The organism is Kitasatospora brasiliensis, assembly GCF_032654805.1.
GTDB lineage: Bacteria > Actinomycetota > Actinomycetes > Streptomycetales > Streptomycetaceae > Kitasatospora > Kitasatospora brasiliensis.
This window is the reverse complement of record NZ_JAUOOW010000003.1, coordinates 282,065-296,920: the sequence shown is the minus strand read 5'-3', so window position 1 is coordinate 296,920 and position 14,856 is coordinate 282,065. Positions and strand designations below refer to the sequence as shown.

General features: G+C 74.9%; 8 protein-coding genes. 3 read left to right on the top strand and 5 right to left on the bottom strand.

The annotated features are described in order from the left end of the window. Positions 1-5: 5 nt before the first annotated feature. The 3 genes from QWJ13_RS13780 to QWJ13_RS13770 all read right to left on the bottom strand — a co-directional run bounded on the left by QWJ13_RS13780 (position 6) and on the right by QWJ13_RS13770 (position 6,369). Positions 6-3,875, bottom strand: a complete 3,870-nt coding sequence (locus QWJ13_RS13780; protein ID WP_316524291.1) for a non-ribosomal peptide synthetase — start codon at positions 3,873-3,875, stop codon at positions 6-8. A gap of 11 nt (positions 3,876-3,886) precedes the next feature. After that, positions 3,887-4,645 (bottom strand): thioesterase II family protein, encoded by a 759-nt coding sequence (locus QWJ13_RS13775; protein WP_316524289.1) that lies wholly within the window; start codon positions 4,643-4,645, stop codon positions 3,887-3,889. Between the two features lie 125 nt (positions 4,646-4,770). Next, a complete protein-coding gene (locus tag QWJ13_RS13770) occupies positions 4,771-6,369 on the bottom strand; it encodes an MBL fold metallo-hydrolase (protein ID WP_316524287.1) in 1,599 nt (532 codons plus the stop codon). 541 nt (positions 6,370-6,910) lie between these two features. Here QWJ13_RS13770 and QWJ13_RS13765 point away from each other — a divergent pair. Genes QWJ13_RS13765 through QWJ13_RS13755 form a run of 3 tightly spaced genes read left to right on the top strand, consistent with a single transcriptional unit; the run spans position 6,911 to position 9,948 of the window. Then, a complete protein-coding gene (locus QWJ13_RS13765; protein WP_316524285.1) occupies positions 6,911-7,702 on the top strand; it encodes an SDR family NAD(P)-dependent oxidoreductase in 792 nt (263 codons plus the stop codon). Beyond that, entirely contained in the window at positions 7,686-8,219 is a 534-nt protein-coding gene (locus tag QWJ13_RS13760; protein ID WP_316524283.1) for a GNAT family N-acetyltransferase, read from the top strand. Before QWJ13_RS13765 ends, QWJ13_RS13760 begins: the two co-directional genes overlap by 17 nt. Before the next feature lie 4 nt (positions 8,220-8,223). Further along, positions 8,224-9,948 (top strand): carbamoyltransferase N-terminal domain-containing protein, encoded by a 1,725-nt coding sequence (locus tag QWJ13_RS13755; protein WP_316524281.1) that lies wholly within the window; start codon positions 8,224-8,226, stop codon positions 9,946-9,948. Positions 9,949-10,006: 58 nt separating this feature from the next. Here the strand turns inward: QWJ13_RS13755 and QWJ13_RS13750 are convergent, their stop codons facing one another. Next, positions 10,007-10,480 carry a hypothetical protein gene (locus tag QWJ13_RS13750; RefSeq protein ID WP_316524279.1) on the bottom strand — a complete coding sequence of 158 codons (474 nt, stop codon included), beginning with the start codon at positions 10,478-10,480 and terminating at the stop codon, positions 10,007-10,009. Beyond that, complete coding sequence (locus QWJ13_RS13745; protein ID WP_316524277.1) at positions 10,477-14,367, bottom strand: amino acid adenylation domain-containing protein; 3,891 nt, start codon at positions 14,365-14,367, stop codon at positions 10,477-10,479. Before QWJ13_RS13745 ends, QWJ13_RS13750 begins: the two co-directional genes overlap by 4 nt. Between the last annotated feature and the right edge of the window lie 489 nt (positions 14,368-14,856).

Here is a 14,856-nt window from a genome sequence, read left to right as displayed (position 1 = left end):
GGCGCTCAGAAGTCGTAGCGGGTCGCCCCCCAGGAGTCCTGCCGCGCGGCCGTGGTGACGGCGTTCCCCGGGCTCGTCGTCACCTCGGCGACGAGCCCGACCAGCCGGTCGGCGAAGTCCTCGGCCTCCTCGGCCGTCACCAGGCGGTCGTCGTAGGTGAGGTCGAGCCGCAGCTCCTCCCCCCGGCGGCTGGCGTACAGCCACAGGTCGCTGCTCGCGGGCAGCTGCTCCGGCAGCACGTCCTCGACCAGGTGGGCCTCCGGGCGCAGGGACGCGTTCTCCCAGCTGACGCCGAGGTCCAGCAGCAGGCTGCGGCCCGGTCCCGCGGGCAGCGCGACCCGCTCGGCGAGGACGTCGAACGGGAGCCGGGAGTACTCGTAGGCCTCGAAGGCGCGGTCCTGGACGTGGTCGAGCAGGCCCGCCAGGTCGTCCTGGGCGCCGAACTCCAGCCGCAGCGGCACGGCGTTGGCGAGGTAGCCGACCAGCGGGTCGGCGTCGGCGTGCCGGCGCAGGCTCGCCGGGAAGCCCAGCACCACGTCCCGGCTGCCCGTGGTCCGGTGCACCAGGGTGGCGAAGGCGGTGGCCACGACGGCGAACGGGGTGCCGGCCGCGCCGTCCAGGACGCCGGCCGGGACGCTGCGCCGGGCGAGGCCGGCCCGCCCGCGGCGGGTGCCGCGGCGCGCCGGGTCGACCAGGTCGGGCGACTGGACGACCCCCGCGAGGCGCTTGCGCCAGAAGTCCTCCTGCTCCCGGGCCTCGTCGCCCTCCAGCCAGGCGCGCTCCTCCTCGATCCAGTCGCGGAAGCCGTACTCCAGCGCCGGGAGCGCCGCCGGCTCGCCGGCCAGCAGCTGCTCGTAGGCGGTGAAGAGGTCGCCGAGCAGCACTTCGACGCTGGCGCCGTCGTAGACCAGGTGGTGGGCCGTGACGGTCAGCAGGTCGCCGCCCACGGTGCCCTGGAGCAGCCGGAGTTCGAACAGCGGCGGCTGTTCCAGGTCGAAGGAGACCTGCCGGGCCTCGCGCAGCGCGGCGGCCACCTCCGGGCCGTCCGGCGCCGCGCCGGGCAGTGGCACCACCCGCAGCGGCGCGCCCTGCGGCAGTGCGTCGAGCACCACCAGACGGGCCGAGCGCCCCTCGGCGCGGGCGTGCGCCCTCAGCATCTCCTGCCGGGCGACGACCGCCTCCAGGGCACAGCGCAGGGCGTCGGCGTCGATGCTCCGGCCGGTGCGGACCAGGTCGGCGATGATGAACGCGTCCGCGCTGGTCAGCCGCGAGGTCAGCCAGACCCGGTGCTGGGCGCGGGAGAGCGGGCCGGCCTCCTCGCCGGGCCGGCCGGCGGCGGGGCGGGGCTCCCCGGCCGTCCGGGCCGGGAGCGCCGTGGCACTGCCCTCCTCGATCACCCGGGCCAGCGCGCGGACGCTCTGGTGGTGGAAGACGGCGCTGACCGGGATGCCGAGCTCCTGGGCGATGCGGGCCGCGACCAGGCTGTGTCCGCCGAGTTCGAACAGACCGGCCCCGGGGTCGGTGACGGGCCGGTCCAGCAGCTCCGAGAAGACCGTGGCGACCCGCTGCTCGGTGTCCGTCAGCGCGGTGGCCGAGGCCTGGACCGGGGCGTCCGGCGCCGGCTCGGGGACGGGCGGCAGCGCCCGGCGGTCGAGCTTGCCGCTGGGGGCGAGCGGCAGCGCGTCGACCGTGACGAAGGCCTCGGGCACCATGAAGGCGGGCAGCCGCCCGGCCAGGTGGGAACGCAGCGCGGCGTGGTCGGCGCCGCCCACCACGTAGGCCACCAGCCGGAGTTCCCCGTCGGCCCGGGGCACCGCGACGACGGCGGCGGTGCGGACCTCGGGGGCGAGCTCCAGGACGGCGGCGACCTCGCCGGGCTCGACCCGGTTGCCGCGGATCTTGACCTGGTCGTCGATCCGGCCGAGGTAGAGCAGGGTGCCGTCGGGCAGCCAGCGGGCCAGGTCGCCGGTGCGGTACATCCGTTCGCCGTCGCGGCCCGGGTGGCCCACGAAGCGGCGGGCGGTCAGTTCCCCGGCGCCGAGGTAGCCGCGGGCGAGCCCGACACCGCCGACGCAGAGTTCGCCGGGGGCGCCGTATGGGACCAGCTCGCCGTCCTCGTCGAGCAGGTCGGTCCACCGGTCGGGCAGCGGGCGCCCGATCGGCACCTCGGCCTCGCCCGGGGCGAGTTCGTGCAGGGTGGAGAGCACGCTGTCCTCGCTGGGCCCGTACTCGTTGAAGAGCGCGGACCGCGGCAGCAGTTCGGCGTGCCGGGCGGCGAGCGCGTCGGTGATCCGCTCACCGCCGAGGACCACCTGCCGGACGGAGCCGAGCGCCGATCCGGCGTAGTCCAGCAGCAGCTGGTAGAGGCTGGGCACCATCTGGGCGTGGGTGATCTTCTCGCGCCGGACGACGGCGGCCACCTCGTCGGGGTCGAGCAGCTGCTCGCGGGTGATGACCACGAGCGGGGTGCCGGCGGCGAGCGCGGTGAAGACGTCGGAGATCCCGGCGTCGGCGTGGATCGGGTCGACCTGGAGGACGCGCGACTCCGGGCCCAGACCGTAGTAGCCGATGCGGAAGCCGACGGTGTTGAGGATGCCGCGGTGCTCCACCATGACGCCCTTGGGGGTGCCGGTGGAACCGGAGGTATAGACCACGTAGGCGAGGTCGGCGGGGCCGGCCGCCGGGTACTCCACCGGGCCGGGCTCGCCCTCGTCGACGGTCCGCCCGTCGGCCCCGTCGACGGCCTCTTCGAGGGTGACCACCGGGGCGCCGCCCTCGGCGAGGGCCGGCGCCAGGATCGCATCGGCGACCACGGCCACGGCCCCGCTGTCGCGGACCAGCCCGGCCAGCCGGTGCGCGGGCTGCTCCGGGTCCATCGGGAGGAAGGCCGAGCCGGTCTTCAGGATGGCGACCAGCGTGACGACCATCAGCTCGGAGCGGGCGCAGGCGAAGGCCACCACCCGGTCCGGTCCGGTCGCTCCGGCGGCGGCGATCCGGGCGGCCAGCACGTCGGCCCGGCGGTCGAGTTCGGCGTAGCCGAGGGTCCGCTCGCCGCAGCTCACGGCGGGGGCGTCGGGCCGCCCGGCCACCTGTTCCCGGACCAGGTCGAGCAGGTTGCGGGCGGCGGGGAAGTCGGCCTCGCCGCCGGAGCCGAGGGCGAGCAGCTCCTCGCGCAGGGCCGGCGACAGGGCGGGCAGCGAGCCGATCGGGGCCTTCGGCTCGGCCGCCAACCGCTGGGCCAGGTGGAGGAGTTGATCGAGCATCCGGCGGACTGCGGGAGCGGAGAGCACATCGGTGCGGTACGTCGCCGACACCTCCAGGCCCGCGCCGGGGCGCGGCTCACCGAAGGCGAACTCCAGCTCGCGGTCGAGCCGGGCTCCGGCGGGGCGCTCCGAACGGACCAGGACGTCGAAGACCGGACCCCGCCCGGCGCCCCGGCTCAGGCCCGACTCGGCCAGGAAACCGGGGAGTTCGTCGGCGTGGGCGACGGCGGCGGCCAGGGTGCCGGCCTCCGCGCGCACCAGTTCGGCGAAGCCCAGGTCGCGCGCCAGCGCGGTGCGCAGCGCCACGGCGCCCGCCGCCTCGTCGACGAGCGCGCCGATCGGGAGGTCGTCGTGCCGGCAGAGGTGCGCGAGCAGGACCCGGACGACGGCGGTGAGCGCCGGGAACGGCGGCGTGCCGAGCTCCGCGCACAGCGCCAGGAGCCGTTCGGTGGTCTCCGCGTCCAGGGCCGCCCGGACGACCTCGGTCGCCTCGCTCCGCTCGGCCGGCCGGGGCCGGTCGAGCGGCAGGTCCACGACCGGAAGACCGGACAGGACCTCGTGCCAGAAGCCGAGTTCGTGTGCCTCGGCGGCGGCCGAGTGTTCCTTGCCCAACTGGAGACCTTTCAGTACCGGAGGCCGGAGAGATCCTCGACCATGTCGCGGAGCAGGACGGGGAGCCCGTCCGTCAGGTAGAAGTGGCCGCCGGGGTAGCGGCGGGCCGTGAAGGCGGCCGCCGTCTCCGTGGACCACGCGGTGAGTCCGTCGCCCGGCACCCGTTCGTCCGTCTCGCCCGCGAAGGCGGAGAGCGGGCAGCCGAGCGCGGTGCGCGGGCGGTGCCGGTACGCCTCCAACCAGCCGAGGTCGGCGCGCAGCGCGGGCAGGACCAGTTCCAGCAGCTCCGGCTGGGCCGACACCTGCTCGGGGACGCCGCCCTGGTCGACCATCCAGTCGACCAGCTCCCGGTCGCCGAGTCGGGACACCTCGCGGCGGGCGCCCAGCAGGGCGGGGTGCGGCGCCCCGGACACCCCCAGGTACACCGGCCCCGGCCCCGACTCCCCCAGCAGGTGCGCCAGTTCGAAGGCGAGCAGCGCGCCGTTGCTGTGCCCGAACAGGGCGTAGGGGGCGCCGCCGTGGTCCGCCGAGACGGCCTGCGCGAGGGCGGCGAGGTCGATCGCGGGCCGCTCCCGGATCCGGTTCTCCCGGCCGGGCAGTTGGACCGCGACCACCTCGATCCACTCGGGCAGGCCGGTCGGCCACGCCCGGTAGGCCGAGGCTCCGCCGCCCGCGTGGGGCAGGCAGTAGAGGGTGAGCCGGGCGGCCGGCCGGGGTGTCGGGCGCAGCAGCCAGGGGCTGTCCGGCCGGGTGGGGGCGGGGTGGGTCATCGGTCGGCTGGCCTTGTCGGTGCGAGGGCCGGAGGTGCGGGGGCCGGACCGCCGCGGCCGGGTGGCCGCGGTGGTCGGACGGCGGTGCGGTTCAGACGGCGGTGCGGTTCAGACGGCGGTGCGGTTCAGACGGCGGGCCAGGTGCGTTCGGCCTGGCCGTAGAGCAGTTCGGCGCCCACGCCGCGCTCGGCGCAGAGTTCGGTGAGCAGCGCGGCCTGCCGGACGGGTTCGGCGTCCGCCTCGTACTCGGAGCCGGTGAGGTGCTTGAGCCACGGCTCCAGGCCCATCGCGTACGCGTAGACGTGCTCGGCGCCGAGCTGCCGGGCCAGCCGGTCGGCCATCGGGGCGTCGCTGCCCTTGAGTCGGCGGGCCTTGCTGTGCTCGCGGGCCAACGGCAGGTCCAGCAGCGGCCCGTAGAGCCAGCTGAGCGGCGCGCCCACGCATTCGAGGCCGACGAAGAGGGCGTCCAGCCGGCCGATGACGTCCGTCAGGGCGTCGTACAGGGCGGGCTCCACCGGGGTGATGTCGGTGGCGAACATGAAGGAGCGGCCCAGCGCACGGACCAGCGGGACGATCTTGGTGCGGATGTCCAGGTCGGCGTGCTCGCCGATGAACGGCAGGGCCACCACCTCGACCCGGTCGGCGATCCGGTGGGTCTCCAGCTCGCCCAGTTCCCGCACCCGCTCGAAGCCGACGGCCTCCAGCATGGTCTTCAGGCTCGGGTCGGGCAGCGAGCCGCCGGAGGCGCGCGGCACCAGGATGACGCCCACCCGGGAGCGCAGCTGGAGCAGGGTCTCCAGGGAGAAGTGGTCGGAGTGGAAGTGGCTGATGACGACCGCGTCGATGTGCGGCGGCAGGTCCTCGATGGTGAAGTGCCGGTGCCCGTCCTCGGTGTAGCCGATCAGCGGGTCCAGCAGGACGGCGGTGTCCTCGGTCTCGACCAGGACGGTGGCGTGGTTGAAGTACCGCACCCGTACGGCGTCGGGGGCGACCTCCCGGTACGGCGCCGGGGGCTCCTCCCGGAAGAGCGCCGCGAAGGCGTCGCCGTCCTCGTCCGCGACCCCGAGGGCCCGGGCGAGGGCGGGCACGTCCACCGGGTCGAGTCGGGCCGCGAAGAGCTCGTCCCACAGCGGGGAGTCGAAGGGCACGGCCAGGTCGAGGCGGTGCGGGGCCGGCAGCACCGGGCTGCTGTAGACGAAGGGCTGCGGGGCGGGCGCCGCGCTGAGCGACACGACCTGGCCCTCGCGCTCGAACGCCGGCGAGCGGTACATCAGCGGTTCGAAGAAGCGGAACGACGGGCGGTGCGCGGTGTCGTACACCAGCTCCACCCGGCCGCGCAGCGACTCGGGCACCTGGGCGTACAGCGGCTCCATCGTGCCGCCGACCGCCCGCTCCCGCAGCATGGCGCGCAACTCGTCGATGTCGTCGGCGAGTTGGAGCTTGGCCCGGCCGCCCTCCCGCATCCCGGCCAGTGCGGTCTCGACGGCGTCGAGCCCGGCCCCCTGCGGGTCCAGGAACGGGCCGCCGTAGCGGTGCGGGTCGGCGAGCGCGGTCTCGTGCAGGTGCGGGGCCTTCAGGTAGCCCTGCACGATGGGCAGCAGCCGGCTGCGCAGGTTCAGCGCACCGGTGTGCGGCGCCAGCAGATAGGGCCATGCGTACCAACGGTGCAGCAGCGGCTGGGCCACCACGGACGGGCGGAGATAAAGCTTCTGATTGGCCGGCACGGCAGGTTCCTCAGGAGTCGAGAGCAAGCACGGTTCACGGCAGTGCGCAGCACTGGCCGGGCGCTCGGACAGGGAATGGACCGGTACGGCGAGGGGATTCCGTCATCGGATATCCGCGGTTCGCACACCTCCCGCCAGAGGCGTGAAACCTCCCCCCCGCTTCACGACGGGGACATGTCTATCACATGACAAGCCGGGAGGGCCTCGACTATTTTGCGTGACCGCCCTGGTACCGGGTGTTTCGGGTCCGATCCCAGCCCGCCCGCTGACAGGCAGTCAAGACCCCTGCATTGCGACGTGGATCACATGGAGAACCGGAGCAAGATCGTGATTCACTGACGCGGAAATTTCTGGGAGCGGGAAGCGCCCTGGACACGCCGGCCGATGCAGCCGGCCCGATTTCCGCCGCACCGGGACCACCGCGTCCCCGTCCCAGCCGGTTCGCCCTTCATCCGGGCAGTCGATTCGTGCGCTTCCCGACGACATCAGCGGAGATCCCGGCGAGCATCGAACTCCGTGGAGACTGAGGGGAATTCGGGAAATGACTCGTGATGGCTGCGCAGTGGCACTGGTCTCCGGCGCTTCGTCGGGCTTCGGAGCGCGAACGGCCGAGGTGCTGGCCGAGCGGGGCTACCGGGTCGTCGCCCTCGCCCGTCGCGGCGAACGGCTGCTGGAACTGGCCCGATCGAGGCCGGACCTGCCGATCCACCCCCTGGTCGCGGACGTCCGCGACCCCGAGGCCCTGCGCGAAGCGCTCGACGGACTGCCGGAGGAGTACCGCGACCTCTCCGTCCTGGTCAACAACGCCGGCCTCTCCAGGGGCCTCAGCCCGATCCAGACCGGGGAGCCCGCCCTCTGGCGGGACATGATCGACACCAATGTCACCGGGCTGCTCAACCTCACCCAGCTGGTCCTGCCGCGGCTCGTCGCGCGCGGCGCCGGCCATGTGGTGAACATCGGCTCCATCGCCGCCACCTACCCCTACCTGGGCGGCAACGTCTACGGCGCGACCAAGGCCTTCGTCCATCAACTCACCCTCAATATGCGGGTCGACCTCCAGGGCACCGGCGTACGGGTGAGCGGCATCGCCCCCGGCATGGCCCGCACCGAGTTCGCGCTGGTCCGCTACGACGGCGACAGCGAACGCGCCGACGCCCTGTACGACGGCCTGACGCCGCTCACCGCCGACGACATCGCCGAGGCCGTCGCCTGGTGCCTGGCCCAGCCGGCCCGGGTCAACATCAACATGATCGAGCTGATGCCCACCGAGCAGCCCTTCGGCCTCGGGTTCGCCCGCTCGGCCGGGGCCGCCCGCCATGACCACGACTCCTGACCTCACCGGCCCGGTGGGCACGGCCGCCGCCGTCGTCGTCCGGGACGCCGAGGCGGCCGACGCCGGCGCGCTGTACCGGCTCTCGGCGGCCTTCGCCGCGGACGGCTGCCTGCTGCCGCGCGCCGAGCACGACTTCGCCGACCGGATCGGCGAGTTCCTGGTCGCCCTGCGGGCCGGCGAGGTGGTCGGCTGCGCCGGCCTGACCGAGGTCGACGACGCCCTGGTCGTCTACAACCTCTGTGTGGCGGCGCCCGCCCAGGGCGGCGGAATCGGCCGCCGGCTCATCGCCGCCGCCACCCTGCGCGGCCACCGGCTCGGCCGGCGGCGGCTGGTCGCCGCCTCCCGCACCAGCGGCCACTGGTTCCTCCGGCAGGGGTTCCAGGAGATGGACCCGCGGCACACCCCCGCCCCCCTGGCCGCGCTCGTTCCGCCGGGCCGCGGCTCCCTGCTCTACTGCCGCGGCCTTTACTCCCCCCTGACCTCCCGGCATTCTCCCGCCATCCACGCAAGGAGTTGACCACGTGCTCATCTGCGGCCTCAAACTGACCCATGACGGCGCCGTCGCATTGCTCGACGGAAACCGCCTGGTATTCAGCGTCGAGATCGAGAAGCGGGCCAACGGGCGCCGCTACAGCGACATTTCCGACCTCAGCCTGGTGGGCGAGATCCTGGCCGACTTCGGCTACAAGCCGCAGGACGTCGACGAATGGGTCGTCGACGGCTGGGACGGCGACTCGACGTGGCGGCTGGCGCTGAAGGACCACGGCGCGCCGACCGAGATCGAGGTCGGTCCGTACCGGGAATCCGAGGCCTGCCCGGACCTCATTCGCCCGGGATTCTCGGGCGAGTTCACCATGGGCGGCAACCGCTACCCGTACACGAGCTTCGCCCACGCGGCGGGCCACGTCGCGAGCACCTATTGCTCCAGCGCGTTCGCGGCCCGCCAGGAGCCCTCCTTCGTGCTGATCTGGGACGGCGGCCTGTTCCCCCGGCTCTACTGGGTCGACCCGGCCGAGGGCGTCACCAACCTCGGCGAGCTCTTCCCGCTGATCGGCCACTCCTACGCGATCGCCGGCCACCACTTCGGCCCGTTCCGCCGCGAGACCCAGTCCCCGACCGTCGACGACCTCACCGTGGCCGGCAAGCTGATGGCGTACATCGCCCTCGGCCGGGTGCGGGCCGACGTGGTGGAGATCCTCGCCGAGGAGTTCCACCGGGTCTTCGAGAGCGACCTCCCCTCGGCCGTGGAGTACCGCCGCGCGGTCGGCGGCTTCGGCAGCCTCTTCGAGCCCTCGGTGCCGCCGGTGCTGGAGTTCTACGGCGCCGTGCGCACCCGCAGCGACGAGCTCGGCGCGAGCGACGAGGACGTCCTGGCGAGCATCCACCAGTTCCTGGAGGACCTGCTGGTCAGCCGGGTCGCCGAGAAGATCCGGGCGTTCCGGGGCGAGGGCTCCTGGAACCTCGCGTTCGCCGGCGGCTGCGCGCTGAACATCAAGTGGAACAGCGCGCTGCGGGACGCCCCCGAGGTGCGCGAGATGTGGGTCCCGCCGTTCCCGAACGACTCCGGCTCCGCCATCGGCGCCGCCGCCCTCGGGCTGATCCAGCACGACGGCCTCACCGCGCTCGACTGGCACCCCCGGCTCGGCCCGGCGCTGCTGCCCACCCCCGAGGTCCCGCAGGGCTGGTCGGCCACCCCGTGCGACACCCGGGAGCTCGCCCGGGTGCTGCACGAGAGCGGCGCGCCCGTCGTGGTGCTCGACGGCCGGGCCGAGCTGGGGCCGCGGGCCCTGGGCGGGCGCAGCATCCTCGCCGCGCCGACCGACCCGGCGATGAAGGAGGAGCTCAACCGGGTCAAGCGGCGCGAGTCGTACCGGCCGGTCGCCCCGATCTGCCTGGTGGAGGAGGCCCCGAAGGTGTTCGACCCGGGCACGCCGGACCCGCACATGCTCTTCGACCACGTCGTGCGCCCGGACTGGCTGGAGAAGGTCCCGGCGATCGTCCACCTGGACGGCACCGCCCGGCTCCAGACGGTGGGGCCGCAGGACGACGCCGTGCTGGCCGAGATCCTCACCGAGTACCACCGGCTCAGCGGCATCCCGGTGCTGTGCAACACCAGCGCCAACCTCAACGGGCACGGCTTCTTCCCGGACGTGGCCTCGGCGATCGGCTGGGGCGAGGTCGACCGGGTGTGGAGCGAGGGGACGCTCTACGTGCGCGACGGGAGCCAACCGCGCAAGCCCGCGTAAGCCCGCACACGCCGAAGGCCGGCCGTGGAACTCCACGGCCGGCCTTCGGTGTTCCGTCCTACTCGGCGAGCAGCCCGGCCAGCAGGGCGTGCGGCTGCCGGCCGTCGACCGTCCGCACCAGGGCGTCCTCCCCCAGCTCCTCGGCGAGACCGTCGACCGGACCGCCGGCCGCCCGCGCGCCGAGGAGGACCGGGACGACGCCCGCGTCCACCAGGGCCCGCACCGCGGCCGGGTTGGGCTCGCCGGCCAGGCCCGCCGCGCCGCCCCGGCTCGCGCCCAGCAGCCGGACCAGCTCGGCCGGGGCCCCGGGCGGCGCGGCCCGGTCCGGCACCACCACCGGCCGGACCCCGACCAGCCGCAGCAGCGTCAGGTCCTCGGCCAGGGCCGCCCGCAGCGGCTCCTCGGCGAGCACCGTGGCGGCGACCTCGGCCACCACGGTGCGTCCGTGCAGCCGGGCGAGCGCGGGCAGCGCCGCGATCAGCGTCCGGGTCTTGCCGCCGGCGGTCGCGGCGGCGGGCAGGTCGGTGATCACAGCGTGGCTCCCAGCGGGGCGGTCGGCTCGTCCAGCAGCGCGACGAGCAGCGCGCGCAGCCGCTCCCCGAGCCGGGTGGCGGCCTCCCGGCTGAACAGGTCGCTGCGGTGGCCGACCCACACCTCGGCCTCCTCGGCCGAACCGGACGCCGGGATCAGGAAGCTGAACGACAGGTCGAAGTCCGACACCTGCTCGTCCGCCCGCAGATGGCGCACGCTCTCGCCCCCGTCGGCCGGCGAGGCCTCGCCGGTGCCGGAGATGACCGTCTCCACCAGTACGTCGAAGACGGGGTTGCGGCCCTGGTCGCGCGGCAGGCCGAGGTCCCTGACCAGCCGGTCGAAGGGGTACTCCTCGTGCTCCGCCGCGTCCAGGGCGGTGCGCACGCAGTCCTCGACCAGCCGGGTGAACCCGGCCGTCGGGTCGATCGCCGTGCGCAGCACCACGGTGTTGACGAACAGGCCGAGCTCGTGGGCGAGTTCCGGGGCCGCCCGGCCGGCGGACACGGTGCCCAGCGCCAGGTCGGCGGCGCCGGTGAGCCGGTACAGCAGAGCCCGGACGGCCGCCGTGTACACCATGAACGGGGTGGCGCCGCCGCGGACGGCGAGGGCGCGGACGCCGTCGGTCACCCGTTCCCCCAGGCCCACCCGGGCGAAGGCCCCGGCGTTGGCGCGGCGCGGGCCCGGGATCCGGTCGCCCGGCAGCGCGGGGGCCGGCGGCAGCCCGGCCAGCGCCGTCCGCCAGTACGCGGCGTGCTCCTCGCCCCGGCCGTCCGCCAGCCGCGCGTCCAGGGCGCGGGCGTGGGCCAGGTAGCCGGCCGGCTCGGGCAGGTCGGGCTTGCGGCCCTGCTCGAAGGCCCGTACGGCGGCCAGCAGGTCGCGGATCAGCACGCCGTAGGACCAGCCGTCGTTCACCGCGTGGTGGACGTTGAGGAGCAGCACCGGCGGCCGGCCGGCCGTGGTGAGGCAGCGCAGCCGGATCAGCGGGCCGGCGGCCAGGTCGAACGGCTGCCGGAGCTCCTGGGCCCGGGCCTCGGCCAGGGCGGCGTCGAACGCCTCCGGCGCGACCCGCTGGAACCGGGGCCGCACCCGGACCTTGCCCGCGGGCCGGACGACCTGCCAGAGCTCGCTGGAGCCGCGCTCGGCGGACATCTCGAAGACCGTGCGCAGCGCCTCGTGCCGGTCCACCAGGTAGCCGAGCGCGGCCTCCAGCGCGGCCGGGTCCAGGGCCCGGGCCGGCTGGTAGGCCTCGACCATGTTGTAGGTGCGGACCTCCCCCTCGTCGAGGGACTCCAGCAGCCAGAGCCGGGCCTGGGCGTGGGTGGCGGGCCAGCGCGAGGGCCGGTCGCGGTCGGCGGCCGGCCGGGCGGCGGCCGGCCGGGCGGCGGCGGGCCGGGCGGGGCCGCGGGCGGCGGCCTCGCGCAGGGCCTCGCTGAGCGCGCCGGGGGTGCGGGCGGCGAACACCTGACGGATCGACAGCTCCTGGGCGGTCGGGCCGGCGCACAGCGCGCCGACCAGCTGGGCGGCGCTCAGGCTGTGCCCGCCGGCCTCGAAGAAGTCCTCGTCCGCCGAGCGCGGCGGGCGGCCGAACACCGTCTCCCAGGCGGCGGCCACCGCGCGGCCCGCCTCGTCCTCCGGGGTCCAGCTGCCGGCCGTCTCGGGCGCGGGCTCGGCGGCCAGCGCGAGCCGGTCGATCTTGCCGTGCGGGGTGCGGGGCAGTTCGGCCACCCGGCGCAGCAGCCCCGGCACCATGTGGGCGGGGAGCAGTTCGGCGAGGGCGGCGCGGACGGCCTCGGGGGCGGTCTTCTCCGGCACCGCCAGGTCGTCGACGGTGTACCAGGCGCCCAGCACCAGGCCGTCGGTGCCGACCGCGCGGGACAGGACGACCGCCTCCCGCACGCCGTCCAGCCCGACCATGGTCTGCTCGACCTCGCCGGGCTCGACCCGGTTGCCGTGCAGCTGGATCTGGTCGTCCATCCGGCCCAGGAAGTCCAGCGTCCCGTCGGCGTTCCAGCGCGCCAGGTCGCCGGTGCGGAAGACCCGGCCGACGCCCGGCAGCGGGCACTCGACGAAGCGGGCGGCGGTGGCCTCGGGGGCGTCGAGGTAGCCCTCGACGGCCACCGCGGGCCCGGCGACGTACATCTCGCCGGGCACTCCCACCGGTGCGAGGTCGCCGGACGGGGTGAGCACCAGCACGGCGAAGCCGGGGGTCGGACGCCCGATCGGCACCGCCGCCAGGTCGACCGCCCGCTCACCCGGGCAGTGGAAGGTCGCGCAGGCGATGGTGGCCTCGCTCGGCCCGTACAGGTTGGCGAGGGTGCCGATCCGCAGCCGGCCCCTGGTGCGGGCCGGCAGGCCGCGGGGCACCGTGTCGCCGCCCAGCAGCAGGTACGGCAGCTCGATCCCCGCGTCGGTCGGCAGCACCTCCAGCATGGTGGAGAGCAGGCTGGGCACGCAGTTCACCATGGTGACGCCGGTGGCGCGCAGCCGCTCCCAGAAGGTGACCGGGTCCAGTTCGTCCGGTGCGCCGACGGCGGCCAGGGAGCCGCCCACGGCGAGCGCCAGGAAGATCTGGAAGGTGGTGGCGTCGGAGGAGATCGCCGACAGCAGCGCGCAGCGCAGGCCCTCGTCGACGCCGAGCAGTTCGGCCGAGGCGGTGACGTGGTGGCCGATCTGGTCGTGGCGCAGCACGACGGGCTTGGGCAGGCCGGTGGAGCCGGAGGTGAAGAAGACGACGGCGTCGTCCTGCGGCCGCAGGACGGGCAGCGGCGCGGCGACGGCGGCGGCGCCGGTGGGCGCGGAGGCGGTGCGCAGCTCGGCGGCGGGGAGGAAGGGCAGGTCGGCGGGGGCGGCGTCGGCGGCGATGACCAGGCGGGCCGCGCTGCCGTCCACCAGGCGCCGGATGCGGGCGGCGGGGTGCCGGGGGTCGATCGGGACGTACGCGGCGCCGGCCCGGAGCACGGCGAGGACGGCGAGGACGAGGTCGGCGCCGCGCGGCAGGGCCACCGCGACCCGGTCGCCGGGGCGGATGCCGTACCGGTCGGCGAGGTGGCGGGCGGCGGCGCGGGAGCGGGCGGCCAGGTCGCCGTGGGTCCAGGCGAGGTCGCCGTCCAGGACGGCCACCCGGTCGGGGGCGCGGTCGGCCGAGGCGTCGGCGAGGGCGGGCAGGGTGCGGGGGGCGAAGGCGGCGGGCACCGGCAGGCCGCTCCAGCCTTCGAGTTCGGCGCGGTGCCCGGGGCTCAGCGGGTCCGTCTCGCCGGCCGTCCGGTACGGGTCGGCGGCGATGGCCTCCAGGGTGGCGGCGAGGCAGCGCGGCAGGTCGGCCGCGACGGCGGGGACGAGGCCGTCGGCGCCGGTCACCTGGAGGGCGATGCCGCCTTCGGCGGTCAGCCGGCCGTGTACGAGCAGCTCGGCGGGGGTGGCGAGCCGGGCTTCGCCCCAGCCGACGGCCAGTTGGGAGAGGGCGGCGCCCTCGGCCTCGCCGACGGCGTCGAGCCGGGTGGCCAGGGCGGCGCGGTCCTGCCAGGGCAGGGCGGCCGCTTCGGTGAGGTCCCGGTGGAGGGCCTGGAGGAAGTCGCTCACCTTGGTGTCGCGGCCGAGGGCGGTGCGCAGGACCAGTTCGCCGGTTCCACCGCCGGGTGCCGGGCAGAGGATCGCGAGGTCGTCGGCGGCGCCGAAGCGGGCCAGGGTGAGGCGGGTCGCGGCGAGCAGGAGCAGGTGGAGGCCGGTCGGGTCGTCGCCGGCCAGGCGCCGCGCCGCTGTCGCCCGGTCCGGCGGGAGGATCACCGGGGCGGGCTGCGGCAGGGTCGCCCCGCCCACCGGGAGCAGCGCCTCCCGGGTCGTGCCGCGAAGTGCGGTCAGCCAGTGCGCTCGTACTGCTGCGTGTTCCAACAACGATTTCTCCCTGAACAGGTGAGCGTCGGGAGATCGGTCGTCCACGGTTACGGGGCGCACGTCGAATATCGGAAAGAGCAGGACCGGTCGGTTTTCCGTGGAGAATGCGGGATTCCCGACGGGACGCAGAAGGCGTCAGGAGTGGCGTCACGCCGCCATCGGGATGACAAACTGTCACCGGACCGCTTCGGCCGAGTCTTTCAGGCCGGCACCCGTCCCCGCGGGTCCACATCCCCGCTCGCATCGCAAAGTTGCTGCTGAGAGGGCGATCGAACCATCGATGACCGCTCACCGTCAATGTGGCCTGCGCCACATCTCAAGTGAATTGAGCCCGAATTGACGAACGGTTAGGTTGTGCCGTGTTATGCCACGCCGACCCGCCGTCACGGGCTCGCGCCGGCGCTTGATTCGGGGACGTAGTTCGCAGCGCTCAGGCCGAAGGACCGGCCACGCACTCCTGCGCATCCCCCCTCGCGAATAAGGAAC